Here is a 24,180-nt window from a genome sequence, read left to right on the forward strand (position 1 = left end):
ATTAGAATGATTTTTCTATCATTTTAAAACATCCCTTTTTATAATGAATAGGAAATTATAATCCTTTTGAAATGTGGATAACATTGATGGAAGGACTGCACTTTCAATAATTTTGAGCAACGGAGCCCATCGGGATTGTTAACGACATGAGTCAGTGCGTAGCGACTAGACGAATTTTAGTAAGTTGAAGCATCAAGCATATTGTTTAATTCATCTAAATTTAAGTAAGGTTCTCCAATTTTCATATTATTTACTTTTCCGTTTTTAGTTAATATGAAAAGTCCTTTAGCTTCAGGAGCAGCTTTATCTCCTATTATATAAAAGTATATATTAGAGTTAGATGCTTTAGGTACGAGCTCGATAGTAGGTGTGTCTACATTTAAATTAGAGCTTAATTCAGATACATCTGTACCTTTTAAAGAATTTTTTGTACTATCGAATGAAAAGTCACTAAGATCTATAATTTTTTGGCTAGAATATTGAATTATCTTGTAATCTGTATCAGCGTAATCTGCCTTAGTAGAACCAGTAAACTCGTCTATTTTAACATCACTAAGTTCACCATATTGAGAATATAGCTTTAATGCTGAACTTTCTGGGCTATCTTTAATAGGATATATAAACTCAAGAGTCATAGTTTCACCAGGTTCTTCACCTTCAAGATCTGCTTTGTCCACATAAATTACTGATAAATAAGGTTCCTTACCTTCTAATAGACTATCTGTATCATCTAAAAAGTGGTAGTTGTTTTTGTTATCTGATATAGACTTTGCTACTTCCATTGTTATAGAGTTTTCATCAGAAATGGTATACGCCATTGGAGCTTTTTCACTAGTTGTATGGGTTTCATCAGTAGATGCTTGGTTTTCCGCTGAGCAACCAACTAATAGAGTAAGAGCAATAACAGCTAATGATATTGTTTTTGAAAATTTTTTGTGATTTTTAATCATAATAACCCTCCAATTAATTTCATCTGTTTGTGATTGCAATTTTAAAGTATAAATACATAATTCATTCGAAAGCAATAGTGCTAACGTTCAATATGAATTAAGTTTTGTTTTATAATAACTTAGTTATCTTAAATATATCATAAAAAAGTATTAAATATGAATTAAATTTATTTGATATAATGAGTAAAAATAATAAAAAAGTATGAAAATACGAATAATGTAACGTAAAAAAATATGGTATATACTATATAGAATAAGTTTCTATAATAACGTATAATAAATGGGACATATGTCCTTTAAAAACGAAAAATGACAAATTATAATGAGGATAGGAGGAATTTAATTGAGATCTATATTGAATAGAGATTATCCAATATTTAAAATTATATTAAATTCACACAGCTCTACTTCAGAGAAATGGGAAGTTTTGAAATATGAGCAAGGAAGTGTAATATGCAAATTCAATGATGTGTACGAATATTTTTATGTAATAGTTAGTGGGAGTGTTAATGTATACCATACTTCGGAAAAAGGGAAAACGTATTCTCAGTCTATATATAAAGAAGGAAGTTATTTTGGTGAATTAGAGATATTTGAAAGCCTACCTTATATATGCGAAATAAAAAGTATAACAGATGTTACATTAATTAGAATGAAAAAATCTCATTTTATCGAATGGATTGAAAATGATAATTATATAACTCTATATCTTTTGAAAAGTTTATGTAAAATAAGTTATGATCTATCTAAGAAAGCAATAGAAGATACCTTGTATTCTCTAAAATTTAGAATTTGCGACTATCTTATAACAGCTTATGAGAAAAGAGAAAAGAAGAATTTAAACAATTTTTATATAAGTAAGAATCAGTTAAGCGAGCAGTTTGTGGTTACAAAGAGGAGTATAAATAGAATACTTAAAGAATTAAGTGACAAAGGCTATATAAATGTAGATAGATATAAGATACAGATAATAGATATAGAATCGCTTATAGATGAAAGAGAAGAACAAAGATTTTAGGCCTAAGGGCTAATATAAAAGGAGGAAAATAAATTGAAAAAGAAATTATTAGGAATTTTAAGTATGACTTTAGTGTTAGTAATGTTCTTAGTTGGTTGTGGATCAAAGGCGCCTCAAGAAAACAGTAATGAAAGTGGAACAAGTGAAGATGGATTAAAGGTTGGATTAGTAGTTGCTGGTGGTCTTGGAGATAGATCATTCTATGACTCAAGTAATGAAGGATTAAACATGGCAATAGAAAAATTAGGAGCAACAGGTAAGGTATTAGAGTGTAAAAATGATGCAACATTATATACTGATCAATTAATTCAAGCTTCAAACATAAGTGATGTAGTAGTTGTTGTTGGATTTGAGTTTTATGATGTAATACAAGAAGTTGCAAAAGAATTCCCAAATAAGAAATATATATACATAGATAATGTAATAGAAGGTGTAGACAATATAGCATGTATTGATTACAAAGAAAATGAGGGTTCTTTCTTAGCTGGAGCATTAGCTGCTATGAAGACTGAAACTGGAAAGATTGGAATGGTAGGAGGTATGGATATACCTGTTATAAGAAACTTCCAAGTTGGTTATGAAGCTGGAGCTAAGTATGTAAATAAGGATGTTCAAGTTGAAACTATATTTGCTGGAGATTTCGAAGACCCTGCAAAAGGCAAGGAAAGTGCGCTTGCTCTTTATTCAAAGGGTGTTGATATAATATTCCAAGTTGCTGGTAAAACAGGAGAAGGAGTATTTGAAGCTGCTAAGGACACAAATAAGTTTGCAATAGGTGTAGACGCAGACCAAAGATATATAAATCCAGATAATATAGTAGCTAGTATGGTTAAGGCTGTAGACTTATCTATATTTGAATCTTTAGAAAAAATTCAAAACAATGAGTTTGAAGCTGGTAAGGTATATGAGTATGGAGCTAAAGAAAATGGAGTATCTATGGCTTATGGATCAGATGATATGGCTAAATTAGTAGATGATGAGACTAAGGCTAAGATAGACGAGTTAAGTAAGAAGATTATATCTGGAGAAATAGAAGTACCAGAAGCTAAATAATTGAAAAGTTTTAAAGATAAAAAAGAAGAAGATTATCTTCTTCTTTTTTTAGCTAATAAATAGAAAAGAGAGGCCAACGTAATGAGTAATGAAATTATAAAACTTGTAGGAGTTACAAAGAGATTTCCTGGAGTTCTTGCAAATGATAATATATCTCTTGATGTTAAAAAAGGTGAGATATATGCACTTGTAGGTGAAAATGGAGCTGGTAAATCAACTCTTATGAAAACTATGTATGGTCTTCATAGACCAACTGAAGGACAGGTTTTTATAAAGGGAGAAGAGATAAAGGAATTTAGTCCATCGACAGCTATACAAAAAGGTATAGGGATGGTTCATCAACACTTTATGTTGATACCATCATTCACTATAGCGGAAAATATTGTTTTAGGTAATGAAATAAAAAAGAATAGTGTTTTTCTAGATAAAGAAAAGGCTAATCAAGTGATAAGAGATTTATCAAAGGAATATGGGCTGGAGGTAGACCCTACTGTAAAAATTGAAGATTCATCGGTTGGGGTACAACAAAGAGTAGAGATATTAAAAACCTTATATAAGGGAGCGGATATTTTAATATTAGACGAACCAACTGCTGTACTCACTCCTCAAGAAACCAAAGAGTTATTTATTGTTATAAAAAAGCTGGTTAAAGAAAAGGATATGACAGTTATAATAATAACTCATAAGTTAAATGAGGTTATAGAAATATCGGATAGAGTAGGAGTTATGAGAGCGGGAAAGTTAATCGGAGTAGAAGAGACTAAAAATGTAACTGAGAAAAAGCTAGCTGAGATGATGGTAGGAAGAGAAGTATTATTTGAGAATATAGAGAAGAAAGAATACTCTGGAGATACATTGATAAGTGTAGATAAATTATGGGTTAAGGATAACAGAGGATTTGATGCCTTAAAAGGAGTTAACCTTTCTATAAAAGCTGGAGAAATATTAGGAGTTGCTGGTATTGAAGGTAATGGGCAAAGTGAACTTATAGAAGCTTTAGCTGGCATGAGAAAAGTAGAAAAAGGATGTGTAACTATAAATAATGTTGATGCTTCAAATTTATCTCCTAAGAAGATAAGGGATTTAGGAGTTGCGCATATTCCAGAGGATAGACTTACTACTGGTATGAGTAAGGATTCTTCTATAGAGGATAATATCCTAATGGGAAAACAGCATGATGAAGAGTTTGCAGCTAAAGGGATACATTTAAAAAGAGATAGAATAAAAGAATATGCAAAGAAATTAATAGAAAAATTTGATGTAAGAACGGCTTCAGAAGAAGTAAAGATAGGATCTTTATCTGGAGGGAATATGCAAAAAGTTGTAATTGCAAGAGAGTTTTCATTTGATACTCCTATACTTTTAATATCTCAGCCTACAAGAGGTGTAGATATAGGAGCTATAGAGTTTATACATGAACAAATTATAAAAAAGAGAAATGAAGGTTGTGCAATTATATTAGTGTCTGCAGAGTTAGATGAGATATTTAGATTATCAGATAGAATAATAAGTATTTATGATGGGGAAATAACTGGAGAGTTTAAGAGTACAGAAATAACTAAGCAGGATATAGGATACTACATGACAGGAAATAGAAATTAGGAAGGTGTTAATTATGAAAGGGAGAAAAAAGTTTGATTTTGAATACATAGGTTCTCTTTTACTTGCAATAACTCTGGCTTTATTGCTTGGAGCATTCATAATGCTTTTAAATGGGAAGAATCCAGTGATGGGATATGTTGCTCTATTACAAGGAGCTTTTGGATCAAAATATGCCATTGCTAGCACACTAGCAAAGACTGTTCCATTAATACTTACAGGATTAGCTACAGCAATATCGTTTAGAAGTGGAATATTCAATATAGGTGGAGAAGGACAGCTTTACTTAGGAGCATTTGCAGCAGCTTATGTAGGCTTTACATTTACTAATCTACCTGTGATTGTTGCTGTAATTGCAGCTATTATAGCGTCGGCTTTAGCTGGAGGGTTTTATGCTTATGTACCTGCACTACTTAAGGTGAAATACAATATAGATGAAGTTATAACTACAATAATGTTTAACAGCATAGCGATGCTTTTTACTAATTATTTAGTTAACTATCCATTCCAAGCTAAACAAGGAAAAATGGGTGGAACAGATATGATTGCTGAGGCTTATAAATTTCCAAAACTTGTAGCTATGAGTAAGCTTAACACAAGTATATTCTACACTATGATAATAGCGATTTTGGTTTACTATATGGTAAAAAAGACTTCGTATGGATATAACTTTAAAATAGTTGGAGAAAACAGTGTGTTCTCTAAGTATTCTGGACTTAACAACAAAAAATATATGATTCTTGCTATGGTTTTATCAGGTGCTTTATGTGGTATTGCAGGAGCTTTTGAGGTATATGGGACTCATTATAGATTCTTACAGAATATATCAAAGGGGTTAGCTTTTGATGGAATGCTTGTATCTTTAATAGTTAAGAACAATCCAGTAGGGATAGTTATAATGTCAATATTCTTTGCAGTATTAAAGACAGGATCTAACACTATGGAACTTACAACAGGAGTACCATCGGAGCTTATACTAGTTATTCAGTCTGTTATCATACTGTTTATAGCAGGAGAAAATGGATTTAAACAAATTATAAAAAGAAGAAGTATGAATAAAGGAAAGTTGGTGAAATAATGAAGGACATATTTGACTTAGCACTTTTTCAAAATACTATAAGAACAGCCACACCTCTTATATTAGCAGCACTTGGAGGACTTCTTACAATGCATGCTGGAATACTTAATATAGGAATGGAAGGTATGATTTTATTAGGTGCTTTCTTTGGAGTTTTGGGAAGTTACTTCTTTTCATCATCGTTAATGGGAGTAGTACTTGCTGTAATATCAGGAATAGCAATAGGTGCTTTATTTGGATTTTTCGTAATAGAGTTAAAATCAGATGAGTTCATAATAGGTATAGCTATAAATATATTTGCAGGAGGTCTTACTGTATTCTTATTAAGAAGTATATTTGGAGTTAAAGGAGCTTTTTCATCACCGGATATAGTACCTCTCCCAGATGTACACATTCCTTTTTTAGATAAAATAAATTTCTTAGATAAGATATTTAATAATCACTCTATACTAGTTTATGTTAGTTGGATATTGGTTGCACTTGTATATATACTGCTTTATAAAACTCCTTATGGTTATTGGATAAGAGGGGTTGGAGAGCATGAAGAAGCATTAGAAACAGCTGGTATAAACCCTAAAAAGGTAAAGTATGTATCTTCTATACTATGTGGAATGTTCTGTGGTCTAGCAGGAGCACACTTATCACTTGGATACTTAACTTTATTTACTGAGAATATGAGTGCTGGTAAAGGTTTTATAGCTCTTGCTGCTATAATATTTGGAAATTCAAATCCTATAAATGTATACGGGGCATCTTTATTATTCGGATTCTTTGATGCTTTAGGTATAAGAGTTCAGTCTCTTGGAATACCATCTCAATTTACACAAATGATACCGTATTTAGCTACTGTAATAGTATTATTTGGAGTTGCACAAAAGAAATTAGTTAAGGGAAAGGCTGATTAACATGAGATATGATGCAGTAGTTATAGGTTCGGGAGCTGCTGGAATATACTTTTCATTAAGTTGTGCAAGAAAAGGAAAGAGAGTAGCTATAATAGAAAAAGACGAATTAGGAGGAACTGCTTTTGCAACAGGATGCCTTCCAGTTAAAAGGTTCATGGATAAAATAAAAGATCTAAAAAAAGCTGAAAGTTTGCAAAACCAGAGTCTTATTACAATTAATAATGATAAAGAGTTATTATACAAGGCTTGTAAGGGCTCTATGGATAATATAGAAAGGTTTACACTTGATAAATTAGATAGTGAATATATAGACGTTTATAGAGGTTGTGCAAGTATAGAAACTAAAAATACAGTTAAGGTAAATGAAGATATATTAGATACTGATAATATAATAATAGCTTCTGGAACTAGTGCTTGTAGCCTAAAAGGGTCGTGTGAAATAGATGAAAATATAATAATGAGTCACAAAGGGATACTTAGTATGAAAGATCTTTGTGATGAAGTAATTATAATAGGTGGTAATGTAGAAGGTATAGAATTTGCATCTTTATTTAGTGAGCTAGGCGCTAAGGTAACTGTTATAGAAAGAGAATCTGAGATATTAAATGGAAACGATTTTGATTTAATAAAAAATATAAAAGAAAGACTTATATCTAATAATGTAAAATTCATGCTAGATGAAGAAGTAGTAAGTATAGAAAAAGACGAAGAAATTGCATATATAGAGCTTAAAAGTGGAAAGAAAATAGAAACTTCTAAGGTGCTTGTAACAGGAATAAGAAAACCAAACACACCAATAGGAGCTTCTGAAATAGGAGTTACTACTGAATGTGGATATATTAAGGTAGATAACAATCTAAAAACTAGCGTTGATAATATATATGCAATAGGAGATATAAATGGACTTCATGGAATGGCTCATATAGCTATACAACAAGGTATATTATTAGCTGATTATATATATGATGGTAAGAATATAAGCTTTGATTATAAGTCTTTACCTAGATGTATATTTACAATAAATGAACTTGCTGGAGCTGGATTTCAAGAAAGTCAATTAAGTGATTGTAGTGTAGATAAGATATACTTTAATGAAACTTTTAGAGGATTTGATAGTAACAATGATGGATTTATAAAAATAATAACAAAGGATAACTATATTAAAGGTGTTTGGATAAACAGCATTGATGCAGGTTCTTTGATTGGAAATATAGGAATTTGGATTGATAAAAATATAAGTATTGATGATATAAAAAGAAGCTTGTTTATAAATCCTACACTTTCAGAGAGTTTTATAGAGTTAGCAGTAAAAGGGGTGAAAAAATGATTCAACCGCATATACAATGTGAAAAAGTAAGCAAGATGGTATTATTACCTGGGGATCCAAAAAGAGTAGATAAGGTTATGAGTTTTTTAGATGATGCAAAGATTATAGCAAATAATAGAGAGTTTAAAAGTGCAATTGGAAAATATAAAGGAATGGATATAACTGTAACTTCAACAGGTATAGGTGGAGCATCAGCGTGTATTGCTATGGAAGAACTTATAAGCTGTGGAGCTGAGTACTTTGTTAGAATAGGAAGTGCAGGCGCTGCTCAAGAAAATATAAAAATAGGTGATCTTATAATATCAATGGCATCTGTTAGAGAAGATGGAGCATCTAGTATGTATATAGATAAAAGCTACCCAGCGGTAGCAAATTATGAAATATTAGAGGCTTTAAAGAAAAAAGCAGAAGAGCTTAAGTATGATTATCATGTAGGAATAACTAGAAGCCACGATTCTTTTTATATAGATAACGAAATGGAATTAATGGAGTATTGGAATAAAAAGAATGTATTAGGCTCTGATATGGAAACAGCAACACTTTATGCAGTAGGAGCTTTAAGAGGTGTTAAGGTTGGTTCTATACTCAATAATGTTGTACTCTATAATAGTGATGTTAAAGATGGAGTTAATGAATATGTAAATGAACAGGACTTAGCTCAAAGAGGCGAGGAAAGAGAGATTATTTTAGCTCTTGAAGCTTTATATGAAATACAAAAAAAGATTTAGCTGATTAGCTAAATCTATTTTTTGTAATAAAATACAAAAAATAGCAAAAAATATGAAAAATCTAGTATAATATATAATTGAATATTGCGATTATTATAATTGATTTGTTTTTAGAGATTCTCTAACGATGCTTATAGATGAAATAGAAGAAAAATTTTATAACTAAGGAATAATATAAAGGGGGAGTATAAATTGAAAAAAAAATTATTCAAATGTTTAAGTATAGCTTTAGTATTAGTTACGTTCTTGGTTGGATGTGGATCAGTAACACCTCAAGAAAGTAATGAAGATGCACTAAAGGTTGGCTTAGTAGTTGCGGGTAGTCTTGGGGATAGATCCTTTTACGATTCAAGCAATGAAGGATTAAACATGGCAATAGAAAAATTAGGAATAATAGGTAAGGTGTTAGAATGTAAAAAGGATATATCGGTATATAAGGATCAATTAATTCAAGCATCAAATATAAGTGATGTAGTAGTTGTTATGGGGTTTGAGTTTTATGATGTAATACAAGAGGTTGCAAAAGAATTCCCAAATAAGAAATATATATATATAGACGATATAATAAAAGGCGTAGACAATATAGCTTGTATCGACTATAAAGAAAATGAAGGGTCTTTCTTAGCAGGAGCTTTAGCTGCTATGAAAACTGAGACTGGAAAAATTGGAATGGTAGGAGGTAAGGATGTACCTGTTATAAGAAACTTCCAAATAGGATATGAAGCTGGAGCTAAATATATAAATAGTGACATTAAAGTTGAAACGATATTTGCTGGAAATTTCAAAGAGCCTCAAAAAGGTAAAGAATGTGCACTTACTCTTTATTCTAAGGGAGTTGATATAATATTCCAAGCTGCTGGGAAAACAGGAAAAGGTGTGCTTGAAGCTGCTAAGGATGCAAATAAGCTTGCAATAGGTGTAGACGTAGACCAGAGATATATAAGTCCCCATAATATAGTGGCTAGTATGGTTAAAGCTGTAGACTTATCTATATTTGAATCTTTAGAAAAAATTCAAAACAATGGATTTGAAGCTGGCAAGGTATACGAGTATGGAATTAAAGAAAATGGAGTATATATGTCTTATGGATCAGATGATATGACTAAACTAGTAGACGATGAAACTAAGGCTAAGATAGATGATTTAAGTAAGAAGATTATATCTGGAGAAATAGAAGTACCAGAAGTTAAATAATTGAAACGCTTTAAAAATGAAAAGAAGAGGTGTTAAAGTTAGTTATATACTTAATAACGTTGTGCTTTACAATTTAAAAAACGAAATTTAGGCTCTTTTTATGTTTTGTGGGTTATCAAAAACTTACTATAAAAATACCGTGAATACAACGAAATTTTGAATACAACTAAGATTTTATCTTATCAATAATCCTGAAATTTATGAACTCCCTATGGTCAGACACATAAATTTCTCAATGGATTATTAAACGATAAAACCTAAGTTGTAGTAGTCAAAATATCTAAAAGTATTCACTAACATTTTTACAGAAAGTTTTAATGGGAATATACCTATATTACAAAGTTTCAATTTTACCTCATATAATGCTAATGCATTGATTATATCTCTAACGAGTATTAAATCTATAGGATTTTCACGTCTATACTATGGATTAGATGGTATTTTATATTAAAAAGGTAATTACATTTGTATAATAAAAAAACAGGATATAACTATATCATTATAAGTTAGGGTCTAATTATAGGATAAAAAGGATAGATTCTTATAACAGAAGAGGTTATAGGGGGAGAATGAATGGGCAAAGTAAAAAATGGATTTACATTAATAATTCTTATTACAGTTTTTTTGGTTTTCTTATATGGATAAATTAGGTGGAGACACATTTGAAATAATAGGTCTTACACCAAAAGGAAAAGAAATAGCAAAAATAAAAGAATATATATCTTCACAAAATTAAGCTGATAGAAAGAAAATAAGATGCTACTGGATATGCTAATTTAATGTTATTTAATAATGAGAGACTAAATTTGTATAATATAATTACTGAAATAAATTCTTTGATATGAAAGGATGTGTTGTTTATGTCTATAGTACTTGTAGCTTTCTTTGCAATAATATTGATATCTATATTGTTTATGCTTATGGATTTAAAAAGAATAGGGATTGATATAGTAGATACTAATAAGAGGATTGAAGAAAAGCTAAATAAAATAATGAAAAAATAAAAAAGGGCAGATTGATGGTATAAATCGATATTCACTTTATGAAGTTAGATCTGTCAATAAATTATTCAGTAGGTGTATAAAGTGAAATTTATACACCTATTGAATGTCGTAAAACTTTTTAACCTATATAGTCAGATAAAAAAGATTTAAAATAAAGCTAATTTTTATTGACAAAATATAGATAATTGCATACTATATAAGTATATTAGAGAATCCTTATATAGTATATTTAAAAGAAAGGTGATTTTATGGATTTGGAGGGTATGCAAGTTAGGGTGTTAAAGGCCATGGCTCATCCTATAAGGCTTAAGATAATAAAGAAATTAGGAGATCAAAAACTTTGTGTATGTGAATTAAATAAAGATGTAGAGTTTACTCAATCTAATTTATCTCAGCATCTTAAGATATTAAAGGAAGCTGGTATACTAGATAGCGAGAAAAAGGGTCTTTGGATGCACTATAGGGTTAGAAATAAAGAAGTACTTGATGTAATAAACATTGTAGAAAAAATTGTAAGTGATAATGTAAAAAATCTAAATAAAGAGTTAGGGGGACAATAATATGGATTTCATCAACAATATGCTTCAGTTTACTTGGCTTAATAATTTGGTAAGACTTTTAGTTGAGAATGTATTTGGTATTTCTATGGAAACTCACTTAGGAGGAAGTATTCATTTTTTCATATATGATACTATAAAGATAGTAATACTTCTTGGAATAATGATATTTATTATATCTTATATAAGAAGTTATTTTTCACCTGAGAAGACTAAGAAGATATTAGAAAAATTTGGAGGGATATCTGGAAATATAATGGCTTCCCTTTTAGGTATTGTAACTCCGTTTTGTTCTTGTTCATCGGTTCCTTTGTTTATAGGATTTGTTGAAGCTGGAATACCTATAGGTGTTACATTTTCTTTTTTAATAACATCTCCAATAGTAAATGAGGCAGCTTTTGCAATACTTTTAGCATCATTTGGATGGAAAATAGCGGTTGTATATGTTATAACAGGAGTTGTAGTTGGTGTAATTGGAGGGATACTAATAGGAAGCCTTCATTTAGAAGATCAAGTAGAAGAATATGTGTATCAGATAAAAATGGGAGAATCTGAGATAGAAGAATTAGATAGAAAGCAAAGAATAGATTTTGCAATTCAAAATGTAAAAGATATAATAAAGAGAGTGTGGATATACTTAATTATAGGAATAGGTATTGGGGCTGTAATACATGGATGGGCACCTGCCGAGATACTTAGTAAGTACGCAGGACCTAACAATCCTCTAGCTGTAATTGTAGCAGTTGTTGTTGCGATTCCTCTTTATTCTAATGCATTAGGGACTATACCTATAGCTGAGGCGCTAATAATTAAAGGAGTAGGTATTGGGACTGCACTAGCCTTTATGATGGCTACGACTGCCTTATCGCTTCCTGAGATGATACTTCTTAGAAAGGTTATAAAACCTAAACTTATAGCAGTATTTGTAGCTATAACAGGAGTTAGTATAATTTTAGTAGGTTATATGTTTAATGCTATATCGCATTTGCTTATATAATTATTTAAAATAAATATATTAAAGGAGGAGTTAATATGAACATTAAAATTTTAGGTGGGGGATGTAAAAACTGTGAGGTATTATATGAAAATACTAAGCAGGCTGTTGAAGAGTTAGGAATCGAGGCAACTATTGAGAAGGTAACTGATTTTGTTGAGATAGCTAAGTATGGAGTTATGAAAACGCCAGCTCTTGTTGTAGATGAAAAGGTTAAGATATCAGGAAGAGTTGTTAAGGCTGATGAGATAAAGAAGGTTCTTGCATAGAATTTATTAATAACCTAGATTTCGTACAAATGAAATCTAGGTTATTTTTTTGTATAGAAATAATCTATAATAAGTACTTGAAATATAGAATTTATCAATTAGACAAAAATATACATATAATGATATCTTTTTATTATGAGAATATTAGGAGGATTAATATAATGGAGTTTATAAAGAATAACAAAATAAAAATATCAGTTATATTATTAATTATATGTATGTATTTGTTTATACCTTCAGTTAAAGTAAACGTAAATCAAGCTGTATTTATTTTAAGTAATGTGAATGTCGATATGGCTAGAGAGTATATATTGTCATTTGGGATATGGGCACCTATTGTATCTTTTTTACTTATGATTTTACAATCGGTTGCAGCACCTCTTCCTGCATTTATTATTACGTTTGCTAATGCTGGGTTGTTTGGGTGGATTAAAGGAGCTATTCTATCTTGGTCTAGTGCCATGGCAGGAGCTGCACTTTGCTTTTATATAGCTAGATTTTTAGGAAGAAATGCAGTAGAAAAGCTTACATCTAAAACTGCATTAAAAAGTGTAGATGAATTTTTTGAAAAATACGGTAAATATGCGATTTTAATTGCAAGATTACTTCCTTTTATATCATTTGATATTGTAAGTTATGCAGCGGGACTTACATCTATGAGTTTTTGGTCTTTCTTTATAGCTACAGGAATTGGACAACTTCCTGCTACAATTATTTATTCATATATAGGTGGTATGCTTACAGGAACTGCAAAGACTTTTGTATTTGGATTATTATGTTTATTTTCACTAAGTATATTAATAGCACTAATTAAGAAAATTTGGGATGACAAAAAAAGACAAGGAGGGAAATTATAATTGAAATCTAAAAGAATAATTCTTTTATTAATGAGCATCTTGCTAATAACTGCTTTAGTTGGATGTTCTAAAAACAACTCAACAGTAAAAGAACAAGAATTTGATGCTTCAATTTATGAAAATAATGATTTTTTAATTACTCCTAATGAATTAAAAGATTTATTAGGAAGTGAAGAACTAGTACTTCTTGATTGTAACAAACCTGATATTTATCAAAAGCAACATATTCCTGGTGCTGTAAGTATAGGTCTTCACGCATTTTCAGATAAAACAGGAAAACCGGGAGATCCAGGTTGGGGAACTATTGTAAACAAAGAGGAGTTAAAATCAAGATTGGAATCATTAGGAATAGATAATAATAAAACAGTAGTATTTTACTCAGATGTATTTAAAGGACCAGGAGCTGATGGAAGAGCTGTTTGGCAGTTAAAACAAGCTGGTATGGATAATGTAAAACTATTAGTTGGAGGTCTTTCTTATTGGAAAGATATGGGTTATGATACAACTAATGAAGTATCAAATCCAATTCCAACTTCAGGTGTAGTTCTTAAAGATTATGATGAAAGTTATAGTGCTACAAAAGATTATATATATGAAAATCTAGGAAAACAAGTAGTAATAGATGTTAGAACAGATGCTGAATATAAAGGATCTCAAAAAGTAGGAGAACCAAGGGGAGGTCATATTAAAGGAGCCAAGCATATGCTATGGACAGATCTTTTAAATGAAAATGGAACACCTAAATCTCCAGACGAGATCAAAACTATTATGGCTGATATGGGAGTAACTCCTGAAGATGATTTCACAGTATACTGAACTATGGGTATAAGATCTGGATATACATCTATGATCCTCAGAGCCGTTGGCTTTGATAAAGTTAGAAATTATGAAGCTTCAATATATGAGTGGAGCGGAGATTTCGATATGCCTATGGAAAAATAGAACATTGTAAAAATTCAACATAAAGGATTGTTCTAGTTAGAGCAATCCTTTAGCGTTGTTATAGGGAGCTGGTTTGGTTTGAATAAAGTGAGTATAGGTTCAAAAAAAAGAATAATAATAGGAGTTTTAATGGTGAGCATAATTATTAGTATGAAGTTTTTAGGTGTATTTGAATATGTAAGCATAGATAATGCATATAAAATAAAAAATTACATACATAAATTAGGTATGTTAGGACCAATAATATATATTATATTCTTTGTTATAGGATGTGTTGCTTTCATACCAGCACCGCCAATGGCTATAATTGCTGGAATGGCATTTGGACCTATTAATGGATCTATATACACTTGTATAGCTGCCCTTATAAGTGACGCATCTGCTTTTTTGATAGCAAGATACGTTGCTAAGGACATTGTCCAAAATAAAGTTAAGACTAATAAATCACTTGCTAAAATAGATAATTTAGTCAAAAATCACGGATGGAGAATATTGATTATAACAAGATTAGTTCCTGGATTTCCGTATATGCTACAAAGCTATGCTTACGGCATAACAAATATTAAATTTAAGTCATACATTTTAGCTTCTTGGATATTAACTATACCTGGAATAATAGCATTTACACTAGTAGGAGGATCTATAAATTCTTATCAAAATATGGATAAAATTTTTATTTGCCTTGGAGTATGTGCTGTATTAATTACTATTTTATCTTTGATTCCAAAAGTATTAAAGAAAAAATATGATTTGATATAATGTGAAATATATTTACAATTTGAATTCTTAAAGATATAATCAAAATATTGATATATGAGAGGAGATTGTGAAATGTCAAAAGAAAGAGTAGCATTTTTAGATGAACAAGGAAACAAGGTAGAGTTGGAAATAGTTGAGAAGATAAATATAGAAGAAGAAAAATATGTACTTCTTGCTAAAGAAGAAAATGAGGAAGATGCATACGTTTATAAAATAGTTGAAGAAGATGGAGCAGAACAATACGTTGCAGTAAACGATGATGATGAGTTTGAAAGAGTATTAGAAGAATATAATTCTTACTTTGACGAAGAATAATAAAGAGGTGAGAATATGGAATCTTTTGCTTTAGTACTTATGCAAAAAAATAAAGAAACACTCGAGATAGAAAAAGAAATAGGAAGCTATACTATAAGCAGCAACTTAGATTTAATAAACGGAATTTATATGGCATGTGAAGATGAAAAAAATATAGTTCATCTTAAACTAACTACTGAAAAAGATGTTGAAGACTGGGAGTTTTCAGCTATATTAGACTATTATGATGACGAAGTTTTAAATGACATTGTGTTATCTGTTAAAGAAATAGAAGATGCGTACAACCCAACTTGGGAGGTAACTTTTGAATTTGTAGATTCTAAAGATGGTATGCAATCTAAAATAGAAGCAATACTTGATAAGCATAAAAAAGAATTAGATGATGTTTATGCTGAAATAAAAGATAGAGAAGAAGAGTATAAATAAAGACTGTCCACTTGGACAGTCTTTTTTTTGATTAAACAAACACAAAACTCATTATATATGAATAGTATATAAATTAAAAGAAAGGGGGCCTTAAAAATGTTAACAGGTGTTCATTATATTTATATGCTGTTTATATTAATTGTATTACTTACAATGTCATTAAAGAGGGATACACTTATTCCGTGTATAATAGGGATATTTTGTATAGCTTTATATGCTAGTAGTGATATTGTATTTTCAGTAGGAACTGTATTTAAATCATTTGTAGTAGCTACAAAAGAGCTATTAGGGATAATACTTATAATATCGATAATAGTATCACTTTCTAAGGTATTGGAAGAAATAAAGGCTACACACCTTTTGGTAACACCATTTGTCAAAGTAATAAAAAATAGAACTAGTGCATTCTTTTCAGCTGGAATTGTTATGTTGATTTTATCATGGTTCTTTTGGCCGTCTCCTGCTACAGCTTTAGTTGGGGCAATATTTTTACCAATTGCATTAGAAGCAGGTCTTCCTGCAATCGGTGTAGCTATGGCGATAAACTTATTTGGTCATGGACTTGCGCTATCAACTGATTTTGTAATACAAGGAGCTCCTACTATAACTGCATCAGCAGCAGGTGTTGGAGTATCCGAGATTATAAAAGATGGAATGATTTTATACTGGACTATGGCTATAGTTTCGATTTCAATAGCATATTTTATGTTAAATCGAGATATTAAAAAAGGAAAAATAGAAGTTAAACAAAATACAAATGAACATGAAGATGTTGTATATACAAAAGAGACTAAAATATCAGCTGTATTAGTAGCTATAGGATTTATATTAGATGTTATATGTATGTTCGTATTTGATTTAAAGGGAGGAGATGCTACTGCATTAGTTGGAGGAACTGCTGTATTGTTACTTGTAATCGTTACATTTATAAACTACAAAAATAAATCTTTGGAAAAAGTAACAGAATATATTCAGGGAGGATTCGGATTTGGAATAGATATATTTGGGCCAATTATTCCAATCGCAGCATTTTTTTATCTAGGTCAAATGGGTGCATTTACAGAGGCAATAGGAGCAAATTTCTTACCAGCTTCATCTCAAGGAATATTGTCTGATATAGGCATTGCTTTATCTAACTCTGTACCTATGAATAAGGTTATGGTATGTTCAATAGAGAGTAGTGTTGGAGCTATAACAGGACTTGATGGATCGGGATTTTCAGGAATATCTTTAGCAGGTTCTTTAGCTAAAGTATTTGCACAGGCTGCGTCTGTTAAAGCATCTTCTTTAGCAGCTCTAGGGCAGATTACTGCTATTTGGGTAGGAGGAGGAACGGTAGTTCCTTGGGGTCTAATACCAGCTGCTGCTATATGCGGAGTTTCTCCTATTGAGCTTGCTAGAAGAAATTTTGTACCTGTAATGATAGGTATAGTTGTAACTACAATTGTCGCTATGTTTGTTGTTTAATTTAAAAATAATTTAATATAACTTTAAGGTTGTTTTAAGAATTACAAGATATTATATAATTAAACAGAAATACTAGAAATATAATAATATAGAAGTTTAAATATATAATATCGAGGAGAGGATCTTATGATAATAGTAAGTACGACTAATACTGTAGAAGGAAAAAAAATCAAAGAATATAAGGGAATTGTATTTGGAGAGGTAATAACAGGAGTTAATATAGTTAAGGATTTCATGGCTGGGGTTAGAGATATATTTGGAGGAAGATCTCAATCTTATGAAAATGAGCTTGTAAAGGCTAGAGAAGGTGCATTAGCTGAAATGAAAAATAGAGCAAATCAAATGGGAGCAGATGCTGTAGTTGGAGTAGATGTAGACTATGAAGTATTAGGTCAAGCGGGAAGTATGATGATGGTTACTGTATCTGGAACAGCAGTTACATTTGAGTAAAAGTAAATTTTAATCCTCTTACATAGAATTGGTATTAAGTGGTACAATAACTATGTAAGGGGGTTTTTTATATGGAAAAATTAATTTTAAAAGAAGATTATTCAAAGGAAAATTTAAAATATGTATACAATGATTTATACTCTCAGTTTGAGAAAAGTGAATTAAAGGATAAAGATCAGTTTGATATCTTATTTAAAAGTGATAACTACAAACTTTTATTATGTTATGATAAAAGTGATTTAATAGGATATATTATAGTTTATATAGATTTTGAAACTAATTTGATGTGGCTTGATTATCTAGCTGTATTAGAGGAGTATCACTCTAACGGATATGGTACAAAAATGATTAAGACATTGAAGGGTAAGTACGAGAATTTAGATGGATGTATGATAGAGGTTGAAAAGGAAGATGATAAAGACATAAACACTTATAGAAGAATAAGGTTCTATGAGAATCTAGAATGTATAAAGCTTGATATTAACTACATGCTTCCAACTAAAGAATCAGGCCTTAGCATGCATTTATATTATCTGCCTTTTGGAAAAGCTTTGATACAAATGACTAAGGCCCTAAGTGTTATTAAATCAGCACATAATACTATTCATTCAGACATAACTCATGTGGCTGAGATATTTACTAAAATTGAGGAGTCACTATTATAGTTCTACTAGATTCGTGCCAAGTAGTTTTATAGTTAAAGCTTTCAAATACATATCTTAACGGGATATAAGTTCTGCCATCTTTTATTATAGCTTTTGTATCCATCTGAATTTTTTGTCCGTTTAAGTATATATATTCTTTGTCTATTGGAATTCTTAAGTCGTTATCACCTTTAGTTGCATGTACAATACGATCTAAGCTATTATATGATACATTTACATCTATTGTTTCTAGTGCTTTTCTTACAGGAACTAAAGTACGAGAATTTTCATCAATAAATGGAATTCCTAGATTATCATTTTCGTCAAACGTTAATTCATGATTATCAACTACAAAGTATATTTTTTTATTTCTTTCACTAGGATTAAGTTTTGATGTTTCTTTTACAACATCATCAATATTTTTTACAAGACTTAGCTCGTCTAAAGTATCTTCGTTCACATCAAACAGCATAACTCCAGATGCTTTATTAAGGGCTAGTCTTGTCTTTTCTTTTACTGTGTTTATTCCGTTGTAATAATATTTAATAGAATCTATTGTAGCTGTATCCTTATATGCATTTTCTCTATCTTCTTTTACTATATCTCTGTAAACATTCCAATTAGAATTGGTTGGATGTGCATAAAAAGGAATACCTATTACTATCTTTTCTTTAGGAACACCTCTATTTAACCAATATTCTATAGACGTATCTGCAAACCAAAATGGACTATGTTGTTCATTGTTCATATCATAAGCCATTATACTTATCCAATCAAAACTGTCTAAGCATTTAGGAGTTACTGCTTTTGATACTTCAGGGCCTTCTTCCTTAGACCAAGCTCCATTAAGTGCTGCTGTTAGATATTTGTTTTTTTCTTTTAATTTAGAACTAAGCTCTAAAACTAGTTTTTCATAGTTTAAAGAAGATTGTCCAAGGTCGGGGTATTCCCAATCTATTTCAACACCGTCTAAGTTATATTCGTCTGCAAACTTTACTATATTATCTACAAGATTTGATCTGAGTTCATCTGATGCAGCTATTTTTTCAAATCTAGTATCTAGTGGAGCATAAGCTTCATCAAACCATCCTCCAACTGCTATTAATACATTAACGTTGTTTTCGTGACCTTTTTTAACTAGCTTTTTTAATTCATCGGGTTTCTTTATTGGAACTAAAGAACCGTCTTCTTTTGGTATTAAAAAAGCGTATATTATGTGTGTTAGCTTATCATATTGAATATTTGTTTCAACTGAATCTTTGAATATGTCTGAACAGTATGCAACGACTTTAAAATCATCCTTTTCTTGTGAAAATATGTAATTTGGATAAAATGATAAGTTTAATATGTAAATTAAAGATAGTATCACGCAAGAAAATTTTTTAAAAATATTCATCTTAGCTTCACCTCCGAATTTAGTTTAGATACAATAAAAATTATATCACATACATTTAAAGTAAATATTACAAAAAAATTACAAAAATGATGCTAATCAGCATCATTTTGAAATAATACAAGTAATCCTACAGAAAAGTAAGTTGTTCTATTTTTTTATCAGATAGATTTGATACACTAAGTCCTATAAGCCTTATATCATCGTGTATGTTTATTTCTTTTAATAAGCTGCATGCTATAGTGTATATTTCATCGTAAGAATCTGTGTAATGATGAATTGTTTTGCTCTTTGTATGATTAGAAAAGTCTGATGTTTTTATCTTAATTGTTATAGTTTTAGATAATATATCTTGTTTTTTCAATGTATATGATATATCTTTACTAAATAATGATAAGAAGTGCATAAGATATTCTATATCGTCTGTATTTGATGAAAGGGTAGTTTCTCTTCCTAATGATTTTGTCTGACGATTAGGTTGAACAGGTCTATTATCTATACCTAAAAGTCTATTATAAAGTTCCCAAGATTGATTTGAAAATAATTCTACGAAATAATCTTTGGGGAGATTCAATAAATCATTTACTGTATATACACCTATATTGTTTAGCTTGTCTATTGTTTTCTTTCCTATACCATAGACTGTCTTTATAGAAAGGGGCCTAAGTATTTCTGGAACCATTTCTTCAGTTATAACTTTGATTCCGTCTGGTTTATTCCAATCTGAGCCAAGTTTTGCTAAAAATTTATTGTGAGATATACCAACTGATATAGTAAGCCCTGTTTTTTTAAAAACTTCATTTTTTATATAATGTCCTATTTCAATTGGAGGAGTGTCTATGGCAGATACATCAAGATAAGCTTCGTCTATTGATAAAGGTTCTACTATTTCTGTTATATTGTATAAAATATCGAATATTTGATTAGAAACTTCCTTGTATCTTGAGTGTCTAACTGGTAAAAATATTCCATTAGGACATTTTTGTGCAGCTATAAATCCCGGCATTGCAGATCTAACGCCATACCTTCTAGCTTCATAAGAGCATGTGCAAACTACTCCCTTGCTAGTTCTACCTCCTACTATAACTGGCTTTCCTTTGAGACTAGGGTTATCTACTTGTTCTACGCTTGCAAAAAAAGCATCCATATCAACATGTATAATTTTACGATTCATCATAACACCTACTAGTTTTTAAAATTTTAGAACATAAGTTCTGTTTTATTATACTATATTAAGTATGATAAAAAAAGTTTTCACTATAAAAGATTTTATTTTTAGTAAATAAAAAAGTCATCTAAGAAAAATTCTTTGATGACTTTAAAAAATTATAGGAGTTACAACTGTTAGTATTTTAGCTGGTTCATTTAATGGGTTGATTAAAATGTGAGGTATTGTTGATGGAAAGTGAAAAGAATCTCCAGATTCAACTAAATATTCTTTGCCATCTAAATCTACTATTATTGCACCATCAAGTACATGAATAAATTCTTCTCCTGGATGGTTGAATTTATGACCGTGTTTTTCTTTAGGTGGAATAGTAATCATTACAGATTCTAGACATCTTTCTGAAAAATCACCACTAAGTCGAGCAAATTCTGAATTAGAACCTTCTATTTTAAAAACACTTTTTTCTTCAGATTTTACTAAAAAAGTATGATTGGGTGGACTTTTAAAGAAATGAGCTATTGGAATACATAAAGCATCAGCAATTTTCTTTAAAGATGTGATAGCTAATGAAGAAGTATTGTTTTCTACTTGAGAGAGAAAGCTGACTGATAAACCTGTTTTTTCGCTCATTTCTTTCAACGTTAAATTTTTATCTTTTCTAAGATTTCGAATTTTTTCAGAGATTTCGTTGACCATTATTAACCTCCAAGTAATTTTAATGATTTAATAAATAATATCATATTTAAAATATCAATTCAATGTTTGAAGTGATAATGAATAATTTGTTAACTAATATTAAACGAATTACAGTAATAACGTAAAAAGATACAGTAATACTGAAAAAATATATACATATGAAAAAAATTGTGATAATATCAAAATATGGAATATATATATGTTCTATAAATTATAAGAAATTATGCACGTGCTTTTGACTGGGTGCTATACCAGCATGGGTTGTTTTTACATTTATATTCTTTGTACTTATAGTTTATTTAGTTTTATTCTGGATTTTATAACTTATCAGGACTAGAGGGATGGCTTTTGCAAAGGTTTTCACAAATGTTAGAACTTTGAGATTAACAGTACCTTATTTACTTTTAATTCTTATGGGGTTAATGGTTTAAAAGAACTTTGTTAAAAGAATAGGATTTAAAGAAGACTGTAAAGAAATAAAGAAAATAGATTAATGAATGTAGATTTAATTAGTATTAATTAAGGAGGGATTTTTTATGAAAAAAGAAAGATTAAATAAAGTATTAAAAGAAATGGAAGATAGAAATATACCTCAGATGTTAGTTTCTGATCCTGCTGCAATTTTCTATTTAACAGGAAAATGGATTCATCCAGGAGAGAGAATGTTAGCTCTTTATTTAAATTTAAATGAAAACCATAAATTATTCATAAATGAACTATTTCCAGTAAATGAAGATTTAGGTGTTGAAAAGATATGGTTTAATGATACTCAAGATGCTGTAGAGATAGTATCAAAGTATGTAGATAAGGAAAAGACTATGGGTGTTGATAAAAACTGGCCAGCTCGTTTCTTATTAAGACTTATGGAACTTGAAGGTGGAAGTAAGTTTGTTAATGGATCTATGATATTAGATAAAGTTAGAATGTGTAAGGATGATCAAGAAAAGGATTTTATGAGAGAGGCATCAAGACTTAACGATATGGCAGTAGAGAAAATGATTCAATCTGTTTCAAAAGATTATTCTGAAAAGAAAATGGGTCAAATTTTAGGAGATATATATGAAGAAATAGGTGCTAATGGATTCTCATTTGATCCTATTATAGCTTATGGTGAAAATGCAGCAAATCCTCATCATGAGCCAGGTAATTCTATGCTTAAAGAAGGAGATAGTATAATTATAGATATTGGATGTGTTAAAGATTCTTATTGTTCTGATATGACAAGAACTGTATTTTATAAGTCTGTATCTGATAAGTCTAAAGAGGTTTACAATACTGTTTTAGAAGCTAATAAGAAGGCTATATCAATAGTTAAACCTGGTGTTAAGTTTAGTGATATAGACTTAGCTGCTAGAAACTATATAGAAGACGCAGGTTATGGAAAGTATTTTACACATAGAACAGGACACTCAATAGGTATAGAAGTACATGACTTTGGCGATGTTTCATGTGTTAACCATGATGAAGTAGCACCTGGGATGATATTTTCAATAGAACCAGGTATATATATACCTGGAGAGGTTGGAGTTAGAATAGAGGATTTAGTACTTGTTACTGAAGATGGATGTGAAGTGCTTAATAAATATAGCAAAGATCTTAAGGTGATCGGATAAAATTAAAAAATTCGCTTCATGCCAATGGCATGAAGCGAATTTTTTATTCTACAGGAAATTATAACATTTTTGTTTTGTGGATAACTTGGTAATAGAGCTATAATTGCATCTATTTTTGAGCAACGGAGCCCATAGGGATCGTTGGCAACATGAGTCAGTGCGTAGCGACTAGACGAATTTTTTAATCATACTCATATAACTTATACTTTTCTATTATTGATATAAGCTTTTGAGGGTAGTTTGGATCGGTGGAGTATCCACATGCATAAAGTGCTATAGCTTGTTCTTTATAATCCTTACATTTTTTCAATGACTCATATCGTTTAGCCTTTCCAAGCAAGTTAGTGTAGTCCTCAATAGATTCTGAATATGAATCATAAGCTCTGAAACTTTGAACTACTTTTACTTTTTTATTGTCTACGAATTCATTAGTCGGAAAATCAACTTTATTTTTATAGTCTTTACTAGCCTTTATTCCAAATAAATTTTTCCCTTTTTGTGTTAGATTAGAATTACCCCAGTTACTTTCAAGAATTGCTTGTGCTATTGTGATACTTGGATATATATTGTATTTTTTATAACCGTAGTTGGTTTTTGAATATACAAGTTGTATGAATTCATCTTTTGTTTCGAATTTTTCATTGTATAGATCTGGTAATGGAGTTGATGATTTAAATAGAAATAGTATCAAAATAGAGCTTAAGATAAAAAATAACATAGATGTAATAATAAAAACTATACTTATTTTATTTTTCATTTGAATCTCCCTTTATG

General features: G+C 30.1%; 27 protein-coding genes. 22 read left to right on the top strand and 5 right to left on the bottom strand.

The window, feature by feature from the left end:
- Positions 1 to 176 precede the first annotated feature (176 nt).
- Positions 177 to 950, bottom strand: a complete 774-nt coding sequence (locus M2214_RS03720; RefSeq protein WP_248482940.1) for a hypothetical protein — start codon at positions 948 to 950, stop codon at positions 177 to 179.
- A 343-nt stretch (positions 951 to 1,293) separates the two neighbouring features.
- On the opposite strand from M2214_RS03720, the gene M2214_RS03725 reads away from it, so the two are divergent.
- The 21 genes from M2214_RS03725 to M2214_RS03820 all read left to right on the top strand — a co-directional run bounded on the left by M2214_RS03725 (position 1,294) and on the right by M2214_RS03820 (position 18,557).
- Positions 1,294 to 1,968: a Crp/Fnr family transcriptional regulator gene (locus M2214_RS03725; RefSeq protein WP_248482942.1), complete on the top strand. Its 675-nt coding sequence runs from the start codon at positions 1,294 to 1,296 to the stop codon at positions 1,966 to 1,968.
- Between the two features lie 33 nt (positions 1,969 to 2,001).
- Entirely contained in the window at positions 2,002 to 3,021 is a 1,020-nt protein-coding gene (locus tag M2214_RS03730; RefSeq protein WP_248482945.1) for a BMP family lipoprotein, read from the top strand.
- 81 nt (positions 3,022 to 3,102) lie between these two features.
- Entirely contained in the window at positions 3,103 to 4,623 is a 1,521-nt protein-coding gene (locus M2214_RS03735) for an ABC transporter ATP-binding protein (protein WP_248482947.1), read from the top strand.
- 13 nt (positions 4,624 to 4,636) lie between these two features.
- Positions 4,637 to 5,698, top strand: a complete 1,062-nt coding sequence (locus M2214_RS03740; RefSeq protein WP_248482949.1) for an ABC transporter permease — start codon at positions 4,637 to 4,639, stop codon at positions 5,696 to 5,698.
- Entirely contained in the window at positions 5,698 to 6,603 is a 906-nt protein-coding gene (locus M2214_RS03745; protein ID WP_248482951.1) for an ABC transporter permease, read from the top strand. Before M2214_RS03740 ends, M2214_RS03745 begins: the two co-directional genes overlap by 1 nt.
- Before the next feature lies 1 nt (position 6,604).
- A complete protein-coding gene (locus M2214_RS03750) occupies positions 6,605 to 7,930 on the top strand; it encodes a dihydrolipoyl dehydrogenase family protein (protein WP_248482953.1) in 1,326 nt (441 codons plus the stop codon).
- Positions 7,927 to 8,658: a nucleoside phosphorylase gene (locus M2214_RS03755; protein WP_248482955.1), complete on the top strand. Its 732-nt coding sequence runs from the start codon at positions 7,927 to 7,929 to the stop codon at positions 8,656 to 8,658. Before M2214_RS03750 ends, M2214_RS03755 begins: the two co-directional genes overlap by 4 nt.
- 192 nt (positions 8,659 to 8,850) lie before the next feature.
- The gene (locus M2214_RS03760) at positions 8,851 to 9,852 is read left to right on the top strand and encodes a BMP family lipoprotein (protein ID WP_248482957.1); all 1,002 of its coding nucleotides are present in this window, start codon (positions 8,851 to 8,853) and stop codon (positions 9,850 to 9,852) included.
- Positions 9,853 to 10,712: 860 nt separating this feature from the next.
- Positions 10,713 to 10,856: a hypothetical protein gene (locus M2214_RS03765; protein ID WP_248482959.1), complete on the top strand. Its 144-nt coding sequence runs from the start codon at positions 10,713 to 10,715 to the stop codon at positions 10,854 to 10,856.
- Between the two features lie 248 nt (positions 10,857 to 11,104).
- On the top strand, positions 11,105 to 11,416 hold the full coding sequence (locus M2214_RS03770; RefSeq protein WP_248482961.1) for an ArsR/SmtB family transcription factor: 312 nt from the start codon (positions 11,105 to 11,107) through the stop codon (positions 11,414 to 11,416).
- 1 nt (position 11,417) lies between these two features.
- The gene (locus M2214_RS03775) at positions 11,418 to 12,410 is read left to right on the top strand and encodes a permease (RefSeq protein WP_248482963.1); all 993 of its coding nucleotides are present in this window, start codon (positions 11,418 to 11,420) and stop codon (positions 12,408 to 12,410) included.
- A 35-nt stretch (positions 12,411 to 12,445) separates the two neighbouring features.
- Complete coding sequence (locus tag M2214_RS03780; protein ID WP_248482965.1) at positions 12,446 to 12,676, top strand: thioredoxin family protein; 231 nt, start codon at positions 12,446 to 12,448, stop codon at positions 12,674 to 12,676.
- 161 nt (positions 12,677 to 12,837) lie between these two features.
- The gene (locus M2214_RS03785) at positions 12,838 to 13,533 is read left to right on the top strand and encodes a TVP38/TMEM64 family protein (protein WP_248482967.1); all 696 of its coding nucleotides are present in this window, start codon (positions 12,838 to 12,840) and stop codon (positions 13,531 to 13,533) included.
- Positions 13,534 to 14,349, top strand: coding sequence for a sulfurtransferase (locus M2214_RS03790; RefSeq protein WP_248482969.1), 816 nt, complete (start codon positions 13,534 to 13,536; stop codon positions 14,347 to 14,349).
- Positions 14,350 to 14,352: 3 nt separating this feature from the next.
- Positions 14,353 to 14,475 (top strand): hypothetical protein, encoded by a 123-nt coding sequence (locus tag M2214_RS18120; protein ID WP_256466700.1) that lies wholly within the window; start codon positions 14,353 to 14,355, stop codon positions 14,473 to 14,475.
- Between the two features lie 87 nt (positions 14,476 to 14,562).
- A complete protein-coding gene (locus M2214_RS03795; RefSeq protein WP_248484749.1) occupies positions 14,563 to 15,234 on the top strand; it encodes a TVP38/TMEM64 family protein in 672 nt (223 codons plus the stop codon).
- A gap of 72 nt (positions 15,235 to 15,306) precedes the next feature.
- Complete coding sequence (locus M2214_RS03800) at positions 15,307 to 15,549, top strand: DUF1292 domain-containing protein (RefSeq protein ID WP_248482971.1); 243 nt, start codon at positions 15,307 to 15,309, stop codon at positions 15,547 to 15,549.
- 15 nt (positions 15,550 to 15,564) lie between these two features.
- Entirely contained in the window at positions 15,565 to 15,975 is a 411-nt protein-coding gene (locus tag M2214_RS03805; RefSeq protein ID WP_248482973.1) for a DUF6762 family protein, read from the top strand.
- A 96-nt stretch (positions 15,976 to 16,071) separates the two neighbouring features.
- The gene (locus M2214_RS03810; RefSeq protein WP_248482975.1) at positions 16,072 to 17,442 is read left to right on the top strand and encodes a hypothetical protein; all 1,371 of its coding nucleotides are present in this window, start codon (positions 16,072 to 16,074) and stop codon (positions 17,440 to 17,442) included.
- 126 nt (positions 17,443 to 17,568) lie between these two features.
- Positions 17,569 to 17,892 carry a YbjQ family protein gene (locus tag M2214_RS03815; protein WP_456300430.1) on the top strand — a complete coding sequence of 108 codons (324 nt, stop codon included), beginning with the start codon at positions 17,569 to 17,571 and terminating at the stop codon, positions 17,890 to 17,892.
- A gap of 71 nt (positions 17,893 to 17,963) precedes the next feature.
- The gene (locus tag M2214_RS03820) at positions 17,964 to 18,557 is read left to right on the top strand and encodes a GNAT family N-acetyltransferase (protein WP_248482977.1); all 594 of its coding nucleotides are present in this window, start codon (positions 17,964 to 17,966) and stop codon (positions 18,555 to 18,557) included.
- On the opposite strand, the gene M2214_RS03825 is transcribed toward M2214_RS03820, so the two are convergent.
- The 3 genes from M2214_RS03825 to M2214_RS03835 all read right to left on the bottom strand — a co-directional run bounded on the left by M2214_RS03825 (position 18,532) and on the right by M2214_RS03835 (position 21,793).
- Positions 18,532 to 19,932, bottom strand: a complete 1,401-nt coding sequence (locus tag M2214_RS03825; RefSeq protein ID WP_248482979.1) for a glycosyl hydrolase family 18 protein — start codon at positions 19,930 to 19,932, stop codon at positions 18,532 to 18,534. The two genes, M2214_RS03820 and M2214_RS03825, sit on opposite strands and share 26 nt — an antisense overlap.
- Positions 19,933 to 20,059: 127 nt before the next feature.
- Complete coding sequence (locus M2214_RS03830) at positions 20,060 to 21,103, bottom strand: DNA polymerase IV (RefSeq protein ID WP_248482981.1); 1,044 nt, start codon at positions 21,101 to 21,103, stop codon at positions 20,060 to 20,062.
- A 144-nt stretch (positions 21,104 to 21,247) separates the two neighbouring features.
- The gene (locus M2214_RS03835) at positions 21,248 to 21,793 is read right to left on the bottom strand and encodes a helix-turn-helix domain-containing protein (protein ID WP_248482983.1); all 546 of its coding nucleotides are present in this window, start codon (positions 21,791 to 21,793) and stop codon (positions 21,248 to 21,250) included.
- 536 nt (positions 21,794 to 22,329) lie between these two features.
- Here M2214_RS03835 and M2214_RS03840 point away from each other — a divergent pair.
- The gene (locus M2214_RS03840; protein ID WP_248482985.1) at positions 22,330 to 23,406 is read left to right on the top strand and encodes a M24 family metallopeptidase; all 1,077 of its coding nucleotides are present in this window, start codon (positions 22,330 to 22,332) and stop codon (positions 23,404 to 23,406) included.
- A 181-nt stretch (positions 23,407 to 23,587) separates the two neighbouring features.
- On the opposite strand, the gene M2214_RS03845 is transcribed toward M2214_RS03840, so the two are convergent.
- Positions 23,588 to 24,163 (bottom strand): glycoside hydrolase family 73 protein, encoded by a 576-nt coding sequence (locus M2214_RS03845; protein WP_248482987.1) that lies wholly within the window; start codon positions 24,161 to 24,163, stop codon positions 23,588 to 23,590.
- Positions 24,164 to 24,180 lie beyond the last annotated feature (17 nt).

Source organism: Tepidibacter aestuarii (assembly GCF_934924865.1).
Taxonomy (GTDB): domain Bacteria; phylum Bacillota; class Clostridia; order Peptostreptococcales; family Peptostreptococcaceae; genus Tepidibacter_A; species Tepidibacter_A aestuarii.

Excerpts from the sequence above, each read along its gene's own strand:
- M2214_RS03720 (WP_248482940.1), bottom strand. The coding sequence starts at position 950 with ATGATTAAAAATCACAAAAAATTTTCAAAAACAATATCATTAGCTGTT.
- M2214_RS03735 (WP_248482947.1), top strand. The coding sequence starts at position 3,103 with ATGAGTAATGAAATTATAAAACTTGTAGGAGTTACAAAGAGATTTCCT.
- M2214_RS03740 (WP_248482949.1), top strand. The coding sequence starts at position 4,637 with ATGAAAGGGAGAAAAAAGTTTGATTTTGAATACATAGGTTCTCTTTTA.
- M2214_RS03745 (WP_248482951.1), top strand. The coding sequence starts at position 5,698 with ATGAAGGACATATTTGACTTAGCACTTTTTCAAAATACTATAAGAACA.
- M2214_RS03750 (WP_248482953.1), top strand. The coding sequence starts at position 6,605 with ATGAGATATGATGCAGTAGTTATAGGTTCGGGAGCTGCTGGAATATAC.
- M2214_RS03755 (WP_248482955.1), top strand. The coding sequence starts at position 7,927 with ATGATTCAACCGCATATACAATGTGAAAAAGTAAGCAAGATGGTATTA.
- M2214_RS03765 (WP_248482959.1), top strand. The coding sequence starts at position 10,713 with ATGTCTATAGTACTTGTAGCTTTCTTTGCAATAATATTGATATCTATA.
- M2214_RS03770 (WP_248482961.1), top strand. The coding sequence starts at position 11,105 with ATGGATTTGGAGGGTATGCAAGTTAGGGTGTTAAAGGCCATGGCTCAT.
- M2214_RS03775 (WP_248482963.1), top strand. The coding sequence starts at position 11,418 with ATGGATTTCATCAACAATATGCTTCAGTTTACTTGGCTTAATAATTTG.
- M2214_RS03780 (WP_248482965.1), top strand. The coding sequence starts at position 12,446 with ATGAACATTAAAATTTTAGGTGGGGGATGTAAAAACTGTGAGGTATTA.
- M2214_RS03785 (WP_248482967.1), top strand. The coding sequence starts at position 12,838 with ATGGAGTTTATAAAGAATAACAAAATAAAAATATCAGTTATATTATTA.
- M2214_RS18120 (WP_256466700.1), top strand. The coding sequence starts at position 14,353 with ATGGGTATAAGATCTGGATATACATCTATGATCCTCAGAGCCGTTGGC.
- M2214_RS03800 (WP_248482971.1), top strand. The coding sequence starts at position 15,307 with ATGTCAAAAGAAAGAGTAGCATTTTTAGATGAACAAGGAAACAAGGTA.
- M2214_RS03805 (WP_248482973.1), top strand. The coding sequence starts at position 15,565 with ATGGAATCTTTTGCTTTAGTACTTATGCAAAAAAATAAAGAAACACTC.
- M2214_RS03810 (WP_248482975.1), top strand. The coding sequence starts at position 16,072 with ATGTTAACAGGTGTTCATTATATTTATATGCTGTTTATATTAATTGTA.
- M2214_RS03815 (WP_456300430.1), top strand. The coding sequence starts at position 17,569 with ATGATAATAGTAAGTACGACTAATACTGTAGAAGGAAAAAAAATCAAA.
- M2214_RS03820 (WP_248482977.1), top strand. The coding sequence starts at position 17,964 with ATGGAAAAATTAATTTTAAAAGAAGATTATTCAAAGGAAAATTTAAAA.
- M2214_RS03825 (WP_248482979.1), bottom strand. The coding sequence starts at position 19,932 with ATGAATATTTTTAAAAAATTTTCTTGCGTGATACTATCTTTAATTTAC.
- M2214_RS03830 (WP_248482981.1), bottom strand. The coding sequence starts at position 21,103 with ATGAATCGTAAAATTATACATGTTGATATGGATGCTTTTTTTGCAAGC.
- M2214_RS03835 (WP_248482983.1), bottom strand. The coding sequence starts at position 21,793 with ATGGTCAACGAAATCTCTGAAAAAATTCGAAATCTTAGAAAAGATAAA.
- M2214_RS03840 (WP_248482985.1), top strand. The coding sequence starts at position 22,330 with ATGAAAAAAGAAAGATTAAATAAAGTATTAAAAGAAATGGAAGATAGA.
- M2214_RS03845 (WP_248482987.1), bottom strand. The coding sequence starts at position 24,163 with ATGAAAAATAAAATAAGTATAGTTTTTATTATTACATCTATGTTATTT.